The sequence below is a fragment of the Paenibacillus sp. JJ1722 genome (assembly GCF_048282685.1).
In the GTDB taxonomy this organism is placed as follows: Bacteria; Bacillota; Bacilli; order Paenibacillales; family Paenibacillaceae; genus Paenibacillus; species Paenibacillus polymyxa_B.
In genome coordinates this window covers 1056581-1075721 of the sequence record NZ_CP182500.1, presented here as the reverse complement: position 1 = coordinate 1075721, position 19141 = coordinate 1056581, and the positions used below count along the sequence as shown (strand labels likewise).

General features: G+C 47.5%; 7 protein-coding genes. All 7 read right to left on the bottom strand.

The genetic code is table 11. The annotated features are described in order from the left end of the window. Positions 1-100 precede the first annotated feature (100 nt). Entirely contained in the window at positions 101-4153 is a 4053-nt protein-coding gene (locus ACM1ND_RS04905; protein WP_418027141.1) for an S-layer homology domain-containing protein, read from the bottom strand. Between the two features lie 63 nt (positions 4154-4216). Further along, a complete protein-coding gene (locus ACM1ND_RS04900; RefSeq protein WP_418027139.1) occupies positions 4217-7135 on the bottom strand; it encodes an S-layer homology domain-containing protein in 2919 nt (972 codons plus the stop codon). A 195-nt stretch (positions 7136-7330) separates the two neighbouring features. After that, positions 7331-8848: a glycoside hydrolase family 30 protein gene (locus ACM1ND_RS04895; RefSeq protein WP_071559237.1), complete on the bottom strand. Its 1518-nt coding sequence runs from the start codon at positions 8846-8848 to the stop codon at positions 7331-7333. Between the two features lie 175 nt (positions 8849-9023). After that, on the bottom strand, positions 9024-11753 hold the full coding sequence (locus ACM1ND_RS04890) for a glycoside hydrolase family 3 C-terminal domain-containing protein (protein ID WP_418027137.1): 2730 nt from the start codon (positions 11751-11753) through the stop codon (positions 9024-9026). A 512-nt stretch (positions 11754-12265) separates the two neighbouring features. After that, positions 12266-13249, bottom strand: a complete 984-nt coding sequence (locus ACM1ND_RS04885) for a Gfo/Idh/MocA family protein (protein WP_075153793.1) — start codon at positions 13247-13249, stop codon at positions 12266-12268. 194 nt (positions 13250-13443) lie between these two features. Continuing rightward, on the bottom strand, positions 13444-13938 hold the full coding sequence (locus ACM1ND_RS04880; RefSeq protein ID WP_071559240.1) for a GNAT family N-acetyltransferase: 495 nt from the start codon (positions 13936-13938) through the stop codon (positions 13444-13446). A 230-nt stretch (positions 13939-14168) separates the two neighbouring features. Next, positions 14169-19136 carry a DUF4132 domain-containing protein gene (locus tag ACM1ND_RS04875; protein WP_418027135.1) on the bottom strand — a complete coding sequence of 1656 codons (4968 nt, stop codon included), beginning with the start codon at positions 19134-19136 and terminating at the stop codon, positions 14169-14171. Between the last annotated feature and the right edge of the window lie 5 nt (positions 19137-19141).

The following is a 19141-nucleotide window of genomic DNA, read 5'->3' as shown; positions in this document are numbered from 1 at the left end:
TATAGTCGCTCTGCCAGCAACTCCTACGACCTACTTAAGCTGGACTCTTAAAAAATTCTCGAGGGGACAGGAGTCTCCTTGGTGCTACAAAGCATACCGTTTATGGTGTATGAGTGCCGACATATTGATAGGTCCCTTTCGGAAACGCATTCCACTCATCTGGCTGATTATAGGCAGACGATCCGTAGGATATTCCTGGCTTGCGGACGAACGTTCCTCCTTGCGGTGCAAACTGCTCATGCGAATTTGGATTTCCTAATACATCTACCACTTGTCCTTGGTATTTTAAAACATATGCAACGGTATTAAATTCGCTCGGGTTGTAGAAATCGCCCTCATCATTGAAATACCAAGCATTCGTAATATCCATGAAATCATAAAAGATACTGTCGATGATTATATATGGCATGGCAGGATAAAGCGGATTAATCGGTAAAGTGGTAACTTTCATTTGGTTTGTTTTCTTCATCCATTGATGAAACTCAAGTGAGTAACCGTCTGCCCGATGGGAAGGGTCTCCATTCCCGTTATAATGCAATTGCAAAACAATTCTTCCATCCCCGCCATCCACATATTGCGAGAAATATACAGCAGGCGCTTGCTGTGGTTCCTGTTGGACCTGAAATACAGCAGCCCTTCCATCTGCTCCTACTACCCATACCAGTAAAGGTTCGGGAGAAAGGGGGATAGAGGTGCCCATGAGTTCTACAGGACCGAGGAATGTCGATGATGGCGTTCCTCTATATACCAGGAATTTAGATTGTCCTGGGAAATAACTGGATAGATCCACGGTTCTGTGCGGCAAGCCATATTTAACCCCAATCGGAGTGATACCGCCGGAAACCAGCTCCGCGTTGCGTGTATTCAACGTGTATTGAACTGAGCCACCCCGATCATCCGCAGCCGTAATAGTAATTTCAGCAAGGCCGCTGCCTGTACCCGAAGCCAGTGTTAAAATACTGCCATTAAGCGATGCACTCACCAACGTCGGATCACTGGAGCTGACTGTAAACCGAAGCTCATCCCCATCCTCGTCGTTGAACAGTTGTTGCAGATCATAATCCCTTTGTTGTGTAACTCCGGGGGTCAATACCTGCTCGTTTATAGCCGAAATGACTTGAGGAGCATGATTGAGCTGAGGCATGCTGACGGTAACCGGGAACGTCGCTCCCTCTGCACGTCCGTACTGATCATACACACTGAGTGTTACACTTGTGGTCCCTACACTCACTGGGTTTAGCTGTAGTTTCTGACCATTCATATGGGCCGTAGCAATTCCTGGATCATACGTGTCTGCTGTCACTGACAGGGATGCTAGATCCCAGTTCAATAGGAACGGTGAGAGATCCAGTTCTGAGGCGGCATCTCCCAATTGAAGCAACTGCTCAGGGATCGCTGTAATAACCGCATTTTCTAATAGATGAACCTGTAGGTCTGTGCTAATCTCTCCGCCTCTATCGTCTTTAGCCGTGATGGTAATCACGGTATTGCCGCTAGTCAGTCCATGAATGACAAGCTGTTCATTTTGAACTGTAGCATCTGCCACGGCTGGATCAGACGAACTGATCTCATAACGAATCGGGTCATGATCCGGGTCAGCAAAGATGGTGGACAGATCCACGGTTCCGTCAGCCTTGCCTAAAATCAGATGTACCGCGTCTGGTGCACGGGTTACTACCGGGCTACTGTTCGGTATAGGCAAAACCGTTACGATCAAGGTAACTGTATCTACTCCACCCTTGCTGTCGTCTGCCGTCAAGGTAATACTCGCACTACCCGCTTGCAGCGACTGCAAAGATAGCTGATCTCTCATTATGGTAGTCTGCACGATAGAAGCTTCCGAACTGGTCGCTGTGAACACCAGCGGGTCACCATCTACATCCGTAAATATCGTTGAAAGATCCAGCGTTGTATTAGGCTGGCCCAAAGTGACGGTTAGCGGTTGAGGGTCTTGTCCATGCGGAGCATGGTTAGGAGTGCCCTGAACCGTTAGCTTGAATTCAATCTGCTTTTGGCCTGTGCTGCCATCTTCTCCTTGCTGTCCGTCATTGGCAGTGACATGAACGATCGTACTGCCCGCGCGAAGCGGACTCAAACGCAATTCATCTCCTGTAAACACCACCGACGCTACAGCAGGATTATCAACAGTAACCTGATACGTTAAGCTAGCATTTTCCGGGTCCTGAACATAGTCGTTCAAATGCAGTACCAAGTCGGACTGTCCCACAGTAAGCGCCTGATCTGGTATATCTGCAGATACAGGATTGCCATTCACGATAATTTTGAAGGTAGACGACACCCTTTTTCCCCGTCCATCATTAGCCGATACACTGATGGATGCTTTTCCGACACTGACCGGCGTAAGCTTTAATGTATTGCCCGATACGGACGCCCGTACGATGCCGGATTGAAGAGAAGCTGCCGAAAAGGTCAAGGTATCCCCATCAGGATCGGTAAAGAATTGGCGCAAATCGTACAATTGTTCACCAGTGCCTTCTGTAATTACACGCTCAACAGAAGCATTTACAACTTCCGGTGAACGGTTAGCACTGCTGGATGAACCAGATGAGCTTCCAGAAGATGAGGACGTGCCTGTTACACTTGCCACAGCTAGGCCCGTAACAGCGTTGGAAGCTACTCCGGTACCCAGTGTGACCGCAGATACCTGTACATTTCCACTCACATTTACTCTAGCTGCCGGGTTGCTGACTTGAATATTTTCAATACTACCTGTAGTTTTCAATTCCAAAGCACCCGTCCCGGTGACGGTCAGCTGCTGGATTGTGCTATTACCTGTCATCTCGACGGATTGGCTGCCAGTTACCTGAACGGTCTGAACCGTTCCCTGAAGATTGACATTTTCCGCCCCTTCATTAACATTCAACTGCGGCAAGGAAGCATCCGCGCTAACCTCAATGCTTGCGCTGGATTGCACGTTCATGACTGTCGCGCTTGCGGTACCACTGAGTACAACGTGAACGTCCGGTTTTGTGACATCCATTTGCGTCAACGTTGAGCTATCAAATACGACTGTATTGTTATCTCCGCCGTTAATATGGGTCTGTCCCTGCACCTGTACATCCTGTGCATAAAAATCCTGCTGTACTCGGGCATCCACCGTTAACTGCTGTTCCACTTTCAAATGCAGTATGGATGTAAAATCCCCGGCGATCACCAAATCTCCGTTCAACGTGGAGCCGTGTCCATCCAGCACAACGTTGCCGCTGAACTCCGCTTCGCCGTCACGAGCCGAACTCCCACTGCTACGAAGCTCCAGCCAAGTAACCTTGTCCACCGTCCGGCCTGTGGCATGGAAACGGATGCCTGCGTTGCGCAGCGCGGCCTGATTATCCGCGTGAAAAATGCCGCGCAGCGGCTCTGCCACGTCATAAGCGATGCCATTGATCCGTATCTGCTTGCCGTCCATTTCCTGGAGCTGCAAAGCACGCTCCTGTGGAAACAAAGCAGATACGAGCAGGCTGGCCGCATCTACGCGGCTTACCGAGTCTTTGGCGTGCAGATTTCCGCCAAATTCACTCATCAGCCCGTCATTCAGCGCCGCCCGAATCATCGGGGTCGCCCACGGGCTGGCGTCCTTCCACGCCGTCGGCAGCGTCTGCGCCGACGGCGAGTCGGTTGTGCTGGCGGGCGTGCCCGCAGACGTACCCGTCCCAGCGGACCTGACCAACAGCGCGACCAGTTCTTGGGCGCTGATCAGGTCATTCGGACGGAAGTGTCCGTTGGCGTCGCCCTGCATCAGCCCGGCCTTACGGGCTGCCTCTATAGCCGGGCGCCCCCAGCTATCGGCGGGCACGTCCGTGAAGGAGGCAGCGCCGTCCAAGTTGCCCGTCGGAAGCTGCAACGCTTTGACTAGCAGCACGGCTAGCTCCTGACGTGTGAGCTTCTGCTCAGGTCTGAGCGTTCCGGCGGGATCGCCTTGGATAATCCCGAGTTCACGGGCTTTTTGTAGTTGTTCCAATTGCTGTGCTGTAAGCTTCTGTACATCCGTCCAGGTGGCAGTATTGTTCCGTGTGGACCCCTTGGATACGGAAGCCGTATCTATCACGGTAGCTTGCTCTGCTCCGGCAGGAAACGAGGGGGTCAGCAGCAGCAAAGCAGCTACCAGCTGAGCGGTTAACTTCTTATTTTTCATGGTGCAATTCTCTCCCCACCGATAAATGTAATCATGTATTCAAAATCTTAGGATACGTATGTTTTACGGCCGAGGACGACCGATAAAGTCTCCTAAATTAACAGGGTAGTTCGTCCCTTCCACATTCCATTCACCAGATTGATAATGGTCTGGATTACCAATGACCGTACCGCTATTCCGTCCCAAAGCCTGCCCTTGACCAATAACTGCGATATCTATAAGCGTGTTGTTGTAATACAGCTTAAGCGTAACAGGTTCCGAATTGTTATTTTGTAACTGCAGGAAGGTAAAATACCAATCCTCCGATACGAACGAACTCAAATCATTCGCAATAACAAATGTTTGCCCAGGCATAATCACATCCCCGTCATTGGCGTTTATGATAATCGGGTCTGGTTGGTCGGATCGCTCAATCCATATTCTATTTTTCTCCAACGGTCTGTTGGTAGGGTTATACAATTCAATCGCCTGGTCCAGATAATCCGGTTCGCCTTGCCACACGACTTCGGAAATGAACAAGTCTCTTTTCTCAACAATCACTGGAATCGTAAAAGATGTCGTTTCACCACGATTATCATTTGCTGTAATCGTAAGGAACGTCATACCATTACGCAAAGGTTGTATGAAAAGTGCATTCCCTTCTACCTGCCCCCCTGCCACCAATGGATCAGAAGACACCACAGTATAGGTCAGCGTGTCTCCGTCCTCATCAGAGAACATATCATTCAGCTGCAATGTTTGCTGACCATCTCCCGGGTCCAAATATTGAGGTTCAGGCACACGGGTCACTACCGGACGATGATTTACTGGTTGAGGAGCTTCAACTTGGAGCATAAATGAAGTGAAAGAAACGCCCCCACGACCATCATTCGCCGTAATTCCAATCATCGTAATACCAGCATTATGCAGTGTTACAAAGGAATCTTCTCCATTCTCTACCACACTGCCTACTAGGGGGTTGGAGGAAGTTATGGTATACGTCAAGGTGTCGCCATCCTGATCCATAAATAACGAGTCCGGATACAGCATCAGCTTGTCCTGCAACACATTAGCAACTACGATAGGTAAATGAGGTAAAGCCACAGGTATGTGATTCTCAGGCTGCGGATCAGGCAAAGGCGCATTCACCATAGCAGCAAACTGAAGTGAGGCTGTACCTCCCTTGCCGTCATGGGCTGTTATCGTCATTAGACTAATGCCGGCTTGAAGCGGCGTAAGCATAAGCTGATCGCCTGTTACTTCTCCTGTGGCCACTTCTCGCGAAGCCGATTCCACCGTGTAGGTCAGTGCATCGCCATCCTCATCGTTAAACAAGTCAGACAGGCTAATCTGCTTGCCACCTTCATTTAAGAGCAAAGGAATGTCATTTAGGCTGTTGCTCGCGACAGGACTGTGATTAATGTCCTCCTCATAAGTAGAACTGGTCACTGTATAGCTGAAAAACACGCTCGCTTTACCGCCTTTTCCATCCTCTGCCGTAACAAATACCTGTGTGCTTCCTACTGATTTAGGTTTTAGTGTAAGCTGTTGATTTGCCACTTCTGCTTCTGCTACGTATACATCCGAAGTGACCGCATGGTACGACAGTTCATCCTGATCGGCATCGTAAAACACATTTTTCAAATCCACTAGCGTATCTCCAGAACCCAAAATGGCATATTGATCGGCAGGAACGATAGCTGAGACAGGTACATGATTAGATGTTGGCGTTGGATTCGTTGTAGAACTGCCACCGCCACCACCAGATGAACTTTTTTTAGTGCTTGTTGAGGATGTATCCGAAGATGCACCCAACGTGGTATCACGTATAATTTGAGTCTCTGTTCCCCGCTCCGCAAGACGGGTCTGTACAGTCTGTATCCCATTGGCGAGACGTACCTGTGTATCGGCAAAATTCAGTTTAAGCTGCTGCCATATACCACTTCCCTGAATCTGAATAGGCTCATGCGTATCCACGATCATTTCGTTTACGTCTGCATGAATCTCTACATTTTTGGCACCCCGCATCAGGGTTACCTGAGGTAACGTATCACCTTGAATACGCACATAATCTGCTGCAATAGCTAACTTGCCTTTAAATTCTGTCCCTTTGCTATACAAAGTCACCGGTTGTTGGGCTGTACCACTTTGCACAATTTGAAGTGCTGACAGATCAGCTACGTTTCGGTTCGATGCCTGATAGGTCAGGGTAGCCCCTTGAAGCGCCGGCACATTGTCTGCTCCAAACAGTTGCTTCAATTGCTGGCCGATCAAATAGGGCTTTCCATCCATATAGGCGATATCCCCGTCGATACGAGATAGGATTCCCGTCCGTTCACCCGATTGGAATACATTCACCAAAAAGGCTGCGATATCCTGACGTTTTACCTGTACTTTAGAGTCAAACCGATTATCCGGCGTATCCATTAATCCCAGTTTGAGAGCTGCCTCTACGTTGCTTTTGGCCCATGCGCTCACCTGATCCCCATCAGAAATGTCCTGAACATCTCCGCCTTGAACATGGGTTCCTCCAATCGCTCTCACCAGAATGGCTGCCAATTCCTCACGACTCACTGCAGCATCCGGGCGGAAAGCACCTGATTCATCTCCGGTCATTAGACCTGCCGCACGTACAGCTTCTATATAAGAAGCTGCCCAGCTCCCCTGCGTATCCTTAAAAGTTACTGCTTTCTCCGTTGCGTCAAGCTTAAGTGCATTAGCCAGCAAAGCTGCCATTTCCTTGCGCGTTAACGGTTGATCTGGACGGAAAGAACCATCTGGATAACCCGTGATCAGTCCTTGCTTCACAGCCTCCTGTACCGCCTGTAATGCCTGGGATGACATAGTGGACTGATCTGTAAAAGATACTGTACTGGCTTTAGTCACAATCGCTGACGTCTCCCCTTTCGTTTCCGCATGAACAAGCTGGGGCCCCCATGCCATACCTGCCAGCAACGTCACCATCAGCACTTTTTGCCATTCTTTATTCGTTTCTTGATTCATCAGACTCTCCCCCGTGAACGGTTCATTCTTGTTATTAGTGAAAAGATCTTATCATCCGCCTCTGAACCAATTCTGAACAATATTAAAATTTTATCTTTTTCACAGTCTGGACTTTGTAGCAAATGAAAAAAGAGCGCTCAGCCAGATGGGCTAAGCGCTCTAAAACTTCTATAAAACGTTGATGTACATGCCTTGTCAGGAAACCGTAGGATTCCATTGAAAGGTAGCTGCGGACTTGGAGGGAAGGGTAGATTTGAAAACCTTATTTCCCTGCCGAACCTTAAATGTCTTTGTGTTCTCTCCCGTATTGGCGGCAATCAGGACAAGCGTACCGTCGGGGTTGCGATAAGCGACCGTTTCGATACTTCCACTATAATGTGTAGAATCAATACGTACCGCACCTGGACGGACAAATTTGCTGGCGTGCCCAATCGCATAGTACTCCACATTTTTCGTAACTGCACCGCTTAACGGGTCGATGGTCACTACACCTCTACAGTTGGCGCAACCCCCATTGGTCGGACCCCCGGACGGGTCAAGTGCGATATTCCAAAAGAGGACATTTTGCGACCAGTTTCGGGGTGCACCAATGATCAGCTTGGACATATCCCAGCTCAAATCATCTCCAAAGCCCGGACTCCACGCCCCCCCACTACATTCTGTCATATATACAGGCTTATCAGGAAAAGCATTATGCACATCTGTCATCGCCGTGGGCTCTCCTTTGTAGCAATGAAAGGCCGTTCCGTGCGTATAGCTTCGAGCCTGTTCATCTCCTAACACGGTCTTGGCATAATCGCTTCCTGTATCCCAGTTATGGTCAAAGGCAATAATGTGAGTAGATAAATGGTTTCGATTTAGGGTCGGGCCCAGATATTGTTTAATAAAATTCGCCTGTTCTGCTGCTCCCATACTCATGCTGGGATACTTGGGCGTAGTGAATTCTGGCTCATTTTGAATGGAAATCGCCTGAATCGGAATTCCCTCGTTCGCATACGCCTGTAGATAACGAACAAAATAGTCAGCATACGCCTGGTAGACGCGCGAATCGGTATAGTCCAAATACCAGCCGTTATAAATCTGCTCCCCATATTTCATCCAGGGCGGAGCTGTCCATGGGGTTCCCATAATCTTTAAATCCTGGTTTCTTCTCAGGATTTGCTTCAACACATCGATCACATCCCGATCCTTGGCGATGGAGAAATGATTCAGCTCATAGTCCTTGCCTGTTGCCACATCGTCATAGGTATAGCTGCCAGGCTGTCCCTGCTCATCTACGGAATAATCTGAGGCTCCAATGGTATGGCGAATATAACTCAGTTGAATGCCACTGGCTGTAAACAAATCATTTAGCAGCTGATCACGCTGATTGGCAGACATGCCATAATTCATCAGGTATGCGGACGAACCGGACACCGCTGCTCCAAACCCTTCCATCGTCTGGTAACGAATATCTGGCTTAATCTCAATCGTCAGTGTATCCGCATTCGCTGCATTTTCTTTACTGTTATCCTTATCCCAACGGATCGGGGTTTGTTGGGTTAGGCGATTCGCCGGATCGGGTGTTGTTAGCCACATGTTGACGTTATTTTCTGCTTTCGGCCCCGGAACATTCCGTATAGCCATACTGGCCAGGACCGCACAGATCAAAATGGCTACTGCAGCTATAAGCAGCCAGATGTCAGTACGTCGTTGCTTTTGGAGTTTTTTCATCTATATCCTCCTCTCCCCATCATTATCCTGTCCCCATCCTCCCTACTATTTCAGCTTTCACTTGGGTTTCCCTTTGCATACCTGTTGGACGTTTACATACCGATAGTAAAAAGAGAGCCGGTGCTTGTGCCCGCGCTCTCTTGAATATAACCATTTTAAAACAAATGTAACGGGATTACTTTTTTGCCTTTTCTGTAGAGGTTGCCGGAATCGTAACACTTCCTGTCAGTCGTAAATCCTGAGAGGAACTGCCCACATAAATGGGCACTTCACCCGCTGGCATAACCCATGCTTTGGACTTTTCATCCCAATATGAGAAAGCTTTCGGGTCGAGCTCAATGCGAACCTTCTTCTCTTGACCCGGCTTTAATTCTACCTTGGACCAGCCTGCCAGTTGACGGGATGGAGTCTCTACGTTTGTCGGAAGCTTACCGCTGTACACCTGTACAACCTCAGCTCCGGCTGTTTTGCCCGTGTTCTTCAATTTTAGCGAAACTTCGACGGAACTCGTACGATCGGATTTTTTTCCACTCGTATGCTGTTTTGTTTTCAGATCGCTATATCCGAATGTCGTATAGGATAAACCGTGTCCAAAGGAGAACGCCGGTTGAATACCCGATTTCTCATACCCACGATAGCCTACAAAAATACCATCTGAATAGTCACCTATACCGTTCACACCCGGAAACTTCTCTGGTGAGGACACGGGTGTAGACTGCTCGTTAACCGGGAAGGTTACCGGCAACTTACCCGAAGGATTCACATCCCCGAATAAGACGCGTGCTATAGCATTCCCTTGCTCTTGTCCAGCAAACCATGCTTGTACGATGGAAGGGACTTTGTCCTGCCAGGTATCCATTTGCACGGCTCTGCCGCTCATTTGTACGACAATAGTTTTCGGATTTGCAGCCGCAACCGCACGGATTAGCCGATCCTGATTGTTTGGCAGCTCCATATCGGAACGCTCAACATATCCTTCGCTCTCATACGTACGCGTAACAACAATCGCAACATCCGATTTTTTCGCCAATTTCACAGCGTTGTCAATCAACTTATCTGACGTATCTGCCGGAGGTTCCCAGCCCAGACGAACCATACCCCCGGAATCACGACCATTGGTCGGATAATCAGCGCGGTATTCAATACGTATCTTGTGCTTTTCACCCGCTTTAAGGGAGATGTTCTTCTTCGTAGTGCCCAGCTTTTCACCTTGATTGTCCACGAAAAGCTTATCGTCGAGATACAGCTTGCTTGATCCCAAACTGGTTAATGACAATGCATAGTCACCATCCTTGGGAGCTGCAATTGCCCCTGTCCAGCGTGCAGATATCAAGCCGTTCAGTGTCGTTGGTGTATTTGGAACTTTAGGGGACTTCGCATTGAAGCCCTGATAATTATAAAATCCAAGGTTCATATTGACTTGGTCATCATTGCGTACAAGAATCGGATTGCCTTCCATCTTGTTATTCTTCCAGTATTCGCCTCGAAGCCCCTGTTCGCCATCTCCATAAGTCGCATACCCAACACTGATATCCTCCTTCTGATCAGATGTAGTCAACAGTGAAGACGGAACAGCCGATGGGCCAGGCATAATGTCTCCTGCAGAGATCGGGTCTGTACCCGGTGCATATTGAACGGTAACACCTTTGCCGACACGATTGCGGATGCCCTCTAACGGACTCACGGTATACGTCGGGTTCACCAACGAACTACCTCCGCCTGCCACAGTGCCGTTATCTGCATCGGGGCCTATCACAGCAATGGACTTGAGTTTATCTTTAGATAACGGTAATGCATTATTTTTATTTTGAAGCAGTACCATACTTTCCTCAGCCAATTGACGGGCTGTCTTGCCATGGTCACGGGCATCAATTTGATTATTTTGAGCCGGGTGATCGAATAAACCTTTGCTGAACATTTGCACCAAAATGCGCCCAGCCTTATCATCAATCGTTTTTTCACTTACCTTACCATTCTTAATAGCCGCCAGCAGCTGATCTCCCCATTTACCATAAGGGGTCCCCGGTGTTTCCAGGTCCAATCCGCTATTTGCCGATTCGACTGTACTCAGGTTCGCACCGTAATCACTCATCACGAAGCCCTTGAATTGCAGTTCCTTCTTCAAGAGGTCCGTCAAAAGAGTTTTGTTCTCACAAGCAGACTCGCCGTTGACCTTGTTAAAGGAGCACATTGCCCCTCCCAAATCTGCCTTGGCGATGACTTCTTGGAACGGGCGTATGTAAATCTCATGCAACGCACGGTCACTGACTTTGACATTCGTCGTGAAGCGCTCTGTTTCCTGATTATTCATAAGATAATGTTTCGCAGTCGCCAAAACAGGGTGGCTTTGTATACCTTTGACATAAGCGGTCGCCATTTGCGATTGCAGTAGCGGGTCCTCACCCATAGATTCAAAGTTTCGCGATCCCCATGGAATACGGGCAATATCCATCCCCGGTCCAAGCGCAACATTATGAGTTGTATTAAAAGCCTCGTCTCCAATCAAATCACCATACTGTTTGGCAGCTTGGGTATCCCACGTTGCAGCCAACGCAATTGGAGCAGGCAACGCAGTAGATTGCTTGTCCTGCACATCTGGATTAGCGATACGCACACCCGCTGGTCCATCTGCCATCGTCAGCGCCGGAATGCCCAACCGCTCCATCGAATTATTATAGAATCCATAGTAATTGTTGACCTTGCCAGTCACCAAATCTATTTTTTCTTCCAGCGTCATTTCCTGCAGCAGCAACGCTGTCCGTTTCTCAGCCGACAGGGCCGTGTTCATCCAAGGCCGATCTGTCTGGCTTCCTGCCGCTCCTGCAATATTCATAGGTCCGATCACAACAGCCGCGATAACTGTCATCATCACCATACGGAACAACCATGTTGATTTCACTTTCACGTTTGTAATTCCTCCTTGATGTTAGGTCATGAGGTGAATGCCTATTCAACTCTCACAGGCTTGCAAAGGCTCTCGATCCTGCGAGCTCCGACAAGAATCCAGAGCCACGGGATAAGCAAGCAAGTCAGCAAAAGCCGCAATGGCTCAAGTGACACGTTTACCACCCTACCGTACATTTTCGAAAATTTCATTGAAAGTTTTTGGAAGTACAACACTAGGACCTTCATTCTTTTTCATGAAAAGAGAGCGTTAACAATTCAGTTAACCGATAATAAAATTACACTTTTGTAACTATTTAATGACGGTTTTTTAACTAATTTTAATCCATAAAAATGATTCATATGTCCCACTCTTGACTTACTCATATGGCGTTACCTAGCGTGCGACCAAAGTCGCTATTTGAGAATTGGAAATACTTATGTATAAGGATTTTGCAAAATCCTGGTATAAAAAACAACGCTCATAAACAAAAAAATTCCAGAGAACCTGAAAGGTCCCTGGAATTAATGTGATTATTCAAACGGATACCGAAGCCCCCATTGTGAACGAATCTGATCCATCAGTTTCATAATTCCTAACGATTCATCTAAAGAAATAGTAGAACTTTCGAGCAAACCTTCGTTCAAGCAACGCCCGACTTCTTCTGCTTCAAAGGCATAGCCTGTAGAGGATCGGTCATCCTGAAAGTTTTGTGCCTCTTTACCGTCCACAACTAAAGTAGCCGATGTGCTGTTCAGGAATGACGGAATGTGGATATAGCCCTTTGTTCCATGGATGTATGCCTCATTCGTCAATCCGAGGCGGACTGCCCCGTTAAGCATAGCCGTGCGTCCTTTTCCATAATCCAGCAAGATCGAAAATGTCTCGTCAACGCCTGTCTCCCCGATATGAGCTGTGCTCCATACATGCTCAGGTTCAGGACCGAAGACCATTGAAGCAAAAGAAACCGGATAAATTCCTGCATCTAATAGAGCACCTCCGCCCAGCTCAGGGTTCAAAAGCCGCCCCTCCGGGTTCCAATCTATTCGAAAACCAAATTCCGCCTTAACCAGCTTTACCTCGCCAATGTGTCCCGCATGTATCCACTCCCGCACTTGGCGAATCGGAGGCAAAAAACGTGTCCACATTGCTTCCATCAGGAATAGCTTACGCTCACGTGCAAAGCCGATCATTTCCTCCAATTCTTTGCTGTTGACGGTGAAGGGTTTCTCACACAAGACTGCTTTGCCCGCCCGAAGAGCCGTCAGAACATTTTCTTTATGAAAAGGATGAGGAGTCCCTACGTAAATAGCATCTACCTCGGGATCTTGTGCTAATTCCTCATAGCTCCCGTAAGCCCTTGATATTTGATGCTTAGCTGCAAATTCGGTAGCGCTTTCAATAGTGCGTGATCCAACAGCATACCCTTCTCCATTCGAAACATGCGCCAAATCCGCCACAAATTGATCTGAGATCCAGCCTGTGCCGACAATTCCCCATTTGATCTTTTTGCTCATACTTGTGTCCCTCCCAGCAATTTGGTTAACGTTACTTGCAACATACCCTTTTATTCTAGCAAACGCCTGTCCTAAACAAAAGAAATTCCTGCTCGGCGACAGTTTGTATTACAGCTCGGCAGGAAGGCAGCGAGGCAAACAATAAGTCAATTTTGAGCAGGAATTTCCTTCAGGATCGTCTTGATTCAGGCCATTTATCGAATGGTATATTTATAAAACTTTTTATCCACTTTCATAACTGGAAAGCCAATCGGCAATTCTCCAGGAGCTATACTAACAAAGCCGTTCTTCTCATAAAAACGATGAGCTGCTACGAATTGTGGTGTTGTTCCAAGATAGATTTCTTCAATAGACCTTTCCCTAGCCCATCCTATGGCATGATGCAATAATTGATTCGAAACATTGAATGTTTTACCTCTATAGTTTTGTTTTACAAACATCTTTCTGAGTGCTGTCTTACGGTTCCCAATATCTAACAAAGCTATAGTCCCTACTACGTTTCCTTCACTAAGAGCCACCCAGAAGTTGCCGTTACCACGCTGATAAAAGTTTTCAATATCCAGCAAATCTGGCTGATCTTCTTTGGTTATGGCGATATTATATTCATCTTTTTGAATATGTAAAATTAAATCAACAACTTGTGATTGATACTCAGTTGTGTACTCTGTTAGAAAGATACTATTTACCATCGCTGTATTCTCCTATAATCGTTAATTGATATACTGTTAGATTCCCATCAAATCATAGAACAAAAAATATTACCCATGACTCTTTATTCGCGCTCGATACACGCTTAGTATTAAATAACTCAATCTCCGCAACTAAACCGAGTTCTACCTGCACAGTCGAAGATTTGAACCCATTATCTAGATGCGGAACGTTGAGTTAATTATGAATCTATATATATCAGAATTCTATTCTACGCTTGAAGCTGTGTAAGAATTTGCGGGTCCTTGATCTTCTGATCCTCGGCCAACAACACAACTTTGGATAGAATCTCAGCTGTTCTTGGGTCCTCGTCCAGAAACGGCAGGAAGATGCGTCCACGATGCTGCGAATGCACCGGGATAATATGCAGTGCTCCCTTCGCTTGCTTGTAGATACCCCCGCTTCCCAGATGCACAGCATATTCGCCAAGAGTCCCATCTACACGTGCATAATTCCCATCCAAGCGTACATTGCTAATTTTCAGCAAGCGAAGTGATTCCTGCACAATCACCCTACGCATTTCAATGGTCGTCAGACTGGCCTCTGGATCAACGCCGCCTACATGGGCAACACTGACGACCAGATCCACGTCCCGCATAACTTCGGAGAACAGAACAGGAGGAACTTCGTCCAACGGTACGCTCTTATACGTTGTCCGATCAAAGAACTGCACTGTCTCCAGTGTAGGAGCCTCGGTATCCGCTGGTGAGAACCAGTCCGCCATAGCATACAGGTTAGCAATCAGATTCTCGGCATAGTACACCTTCTGAAGTCCGTCCTCATAGCTAACTGTCCATTGGCGACCTTTCAATAGGGATACCGTTTTATTCGGCTGTACCTGGTGTCCCGCATATCGACGGGAAACGGTCGCATTTGCACGTTCATCAGCATTCAGCAAGTACAGCTCACGGAACACTTGCTTAAATGGCTGGCGTATCTGGCGGTCGAATAAGTCCTTCTGGAAGTCGCTCCAACGACCACTTTCGAACAAATGAAGGGGGTGAGCGATAATCAGCTTGTCCTCTTCTCCTATAGTATGCTGTTCAGCAAAAGGAGCCGTCAATACCAACGTTTCCTCATTAAAATATCCGAGGTGATCATCAGCCTTGAACACAAGTGTCCGCACCAACGGAGCAAGCACAGGATTACCCAGCAATCCTCTCAATTCCTTCACCATAAAGGTCGTACCAGACTCCATAGAGCGTTCCAATTCTTTGCGAGCTCTGCGGTACTGATCCACTAGATCACCTTTAAGCTCCTTCAGCGACGTAACATACTCATCCTTCTTGAAACGAGCCGGAATGGATTTCAGCGTCTTGCCTTTGCTGACAATTTCAATATCTGCCGCTCCTTCAGTATCAATGACGAGCTGCACCGTTGTAGCCTCGTCCAAAGCATGTGGCTCAAAATAAGACCGAAGATCATCCAGCTTACGAGCTTCCATGTCCCATACGAGACGGGTTACGTCATCGTAGCCTGCGTTACGTGCCAAATTCCCGAGCGCAATCCGTGAAACGAGTGCCTCACTGGCCTTACGCTGTGCCCCGAATTTTTTGCTTTGTTCCAGAAACCTCTGGATAAAATCATAACGTTCGCGTATATCTGGTTCAGGCGGCTGAGCAAGTGGAATCAGACTGTAGGTCAGCAAATGGTCTTTGTTTCGCTTGTCCTCCACTGATTTTTCCATTTCACTCCGTTTCAGCTTACCCAGCGTCGCATCTGCAAACAACTGGGATCGACGATGATTGGCTCCAGCCGAAATATACTTGGCACAATCGTACAGCAGGTCAAAACGTTCCTCGCCCAACGTCTCATAGGCCTCATGAAACCAGTGAATATCGAAGGCACCATCATTAAAATCTTGTGGAGCAATCGGCGAGTAATGAGCTACAATCGTTTCCTTCTCGGCCGAAAAACCTTCATTGATATGCGCATGGAAATACCATGCCGCACTGCGAAGCCCTTCCCAACCGAGATAGTCTGCTACAATCTCAATCCACTGCGGTGCATACATAGCCGCCTCCAGCAGACGTTTATCTGTAATTTTAGTGTTCTTCAGCTTTTCCTTGAGCAACGTGGCATCCTCGCCATCACTCGGATAACATGCCTTGAGCAAGTGGCTGAACGATTCCTTTTTGGTAATACGATCACCGTAGCCGTACACATAACCACGCACAAACGTTTCCTTGTCGAGACCTTCCAGAATACGGATGAAATAATTCATACCTTCAAATTGGCTCAAGCCCATAACCTTTGGCGTAGCCTCGGTAGGCAAATCGCCTCGAACCAATTCAACCTCCAGCAGTCGATCAATAACCGTACGACGTATCTCCAAAAATTCTGGTTTGCTAGAAATCCATGTATTGCGGGCATTGGTTAAGGAACTCATATGTCTTCTGCTTTCACTACCAGCCAGCAGCTCCCGATACACTTCACCTACACCAATCAACCCTTTTTCATATGCTTTGAAGTAATCCTCCAGATCCAGCGGAGAATAAAAACGATTTTCCGCTCCTGGCAGTTCTGCGTAGTTCACAAAGGTATGGAAAAAGCGCTTAAAGGACTCACCATCATAAACCTGCCCCTTCTCCAGTGCCACCCACGGGCCGGACAATAGATGGAGCATTCCCATATCCTCAGCAGGTCTGTCCTTAGGCACGCCCTGCATTAGTGAATTTAAAGCAAGGTCAATTACGTCAAATGTTTGGTCACCGGATGTGTCCATAAAATAAGCATTAACTAATGTACTTACCTGATCGGAATAGGTCAGCTCTGCCATCCACTTCTGAACCTCGTTAATCCGATCCAAAGGATACATTTGCTCAGCGAAGTCTTTACGCCATCCTTCCAGCAGCTTGTGCTTGCTTTGTTCTGAATAGTTCATGTTAAAAGAAAAGTATCGATAGTAGCGATCCAGCGTTCGGTCCATAGGCTCCAATCGGTCATAAAAAACAAGCTCCAGCAGTTCACGCGCTTTCATGCCACTTTCCTGCAAATAACGGTCCCACTCCTCATAGAGAGGATATAAAGACAGTCTAGAATCTACTTCTTCATCGACCTGAACCAGCCGTAGAGGACGAAGGTTCGTCCCAATAAGCAATGTATCTTTGTAGCCCGAATAATACTCCGCAGTATATTCCACATCACGATGATGATGAACAAGCTCATCCAGTCCACTCAAGAACTGCTTGAGCTTCTCCAATGGACTAACAAAAACATCGGACAATCGAAAATCACCCAGATCAACTTTCTCTTCCAACCAAGCTTCCTTGACATTCGGATCGTACAGGCCAAAACCGTTAGCCCCTGTATAAGCATCCTCCTGTCCCAGCTTGGACAGCAGTTGCTCCTCTTTGGCTGTAGGTTGCTGAATGATATCCGCCAAAGGCCGCAGGCTTTCATACTGTTCGGCACGATCCGGGTCTGCATATATCTTCGTCAATACTTCCAGTCCACCCAATCGTTGCAGCTCCGCCTTAGCACGAAGCAAGCGTTCCAATGAGCCAGCCAGCGGCCCTTCCGATTGTGAGAGCAACACACCAATGACACTTTGTCGCAACGATCCCGTCTTGAGCTTTAATAAGGCTTCCATCTGTTGCATTTCTGGTTCCGACAGCGTCAGCTTACGCGCCTTGGCCACAGCGAACTCACGGATACTCATACTTTTGTCAGACAAACTGGAAAAAATAAAATCACGCTGTACCGTATCCTCAGGGTTTTGCACAAAATGGTTCAACAGTTCGCCACGCAGATTAGGGCTAATCTGTTCCTTTAAGGCTATGATTTCCCCAATCCAGGAAGCGTCCATATCATAACCAGCGAGATACAGCATTTTTTGAATAGGTGCATCTGAGCGGTGATACAGATTTACAAAATCCAGCACCTTGGAGGGCTCGGTGGACTCACCCTTTTTCATATGTACAAACAGGTTATGAAGTCGTTCAAAATCTTTACGCCGCTCCTCTTTGCTCTCCAGCAAAGGAGTGCGCACCACTTTAACAATCCGATCCGCGACCGTCCCGCCTTCTATCCATTCATAAAAATAATTGCTTGTATAGTTCGTCAATATCCAATATTGAAGCTCCGGGTCCGTTTCATCCAGATATTCTCTCGCGATTCCGAGGCGCACATCCTTGTTTTCACTGTTAGACAGTACATAAAGCGCTACGATCTTCTGGTAAGGTGCTCCCTGCTCCATGAGTTTCTGAACCTGTCCATACAAATCACGTTCCTCATGTACTGCGGTAGCCCACAAACTCATATATACTTCATTAGCATTTGAGCTGGTCAGCCATTCTTGGCGCAGTTCACTACGAGTCAATGCTTCATATGCCTGCTCTATCAGTTGGCGAACGACCCGCTGATTAGCGGATTCCAAACCCATTCCCGTCCAAACTGCAAGCGCCCGCACTACCGAGCTGTAACGAATGAAGCCTTGGTCGATGATCACCTTTAACAGATATATTAGAGCCTCCGGGGTTCCTTCATCCATTTGTTCCACGATACTTTGGCGCAATCCCTCCTGGAGCTTGGCGGCTGCCAAGAGCTCTCCAATCATGCGATAATTCTCCTCCTGATGACTCAGGAGCATGCCTTTAATCATATTGCGCGTAAGTAACGCAGCCTGATTATCCCCATAAATAATAGCTTTTAACGCCTCAAGCACCTGCGAATTACCGTTATCCAGCTCATAAGCAATCCAGTCACCAATCGTTTCCTGAATCCGGTAATCCCTGCCTTGTTCATAATCCTTTTTTGTTAAATAATCCATTACAGAGAACCCGATACAGTCCATTCGGATCAACTGCACCATTCTTTTATAAATCCGGGAAGTATGGGCCGTAATATCCGAAGTGCGAAACGGTTTTCGCGCATACCCTGTGCTGTATGGATATTCAGTCACATGCTCTGTTAGATGGGCGAATACATCGCCCGCTGTTTGTCCAATTAGAGCACGTAATACCTCTGTCAGTGGCTTAAACAGCGGTTCTCCGCTTTCTGTCGCCCGTTCTTTTAATATTCGCTGACATTCGTTAAATGGCTCCTCGTTCTCCTGTATGTAATGAAGCTTCCCCAGTTCCACAACATACTGGGCTAACTCCTGTTGTTGTCCATCCAGTTGCGCCGCGCGCTCCTTCAGTGTGGTGAAATATTCTTGCTCATTGTTCTCTTGATGCATATTTC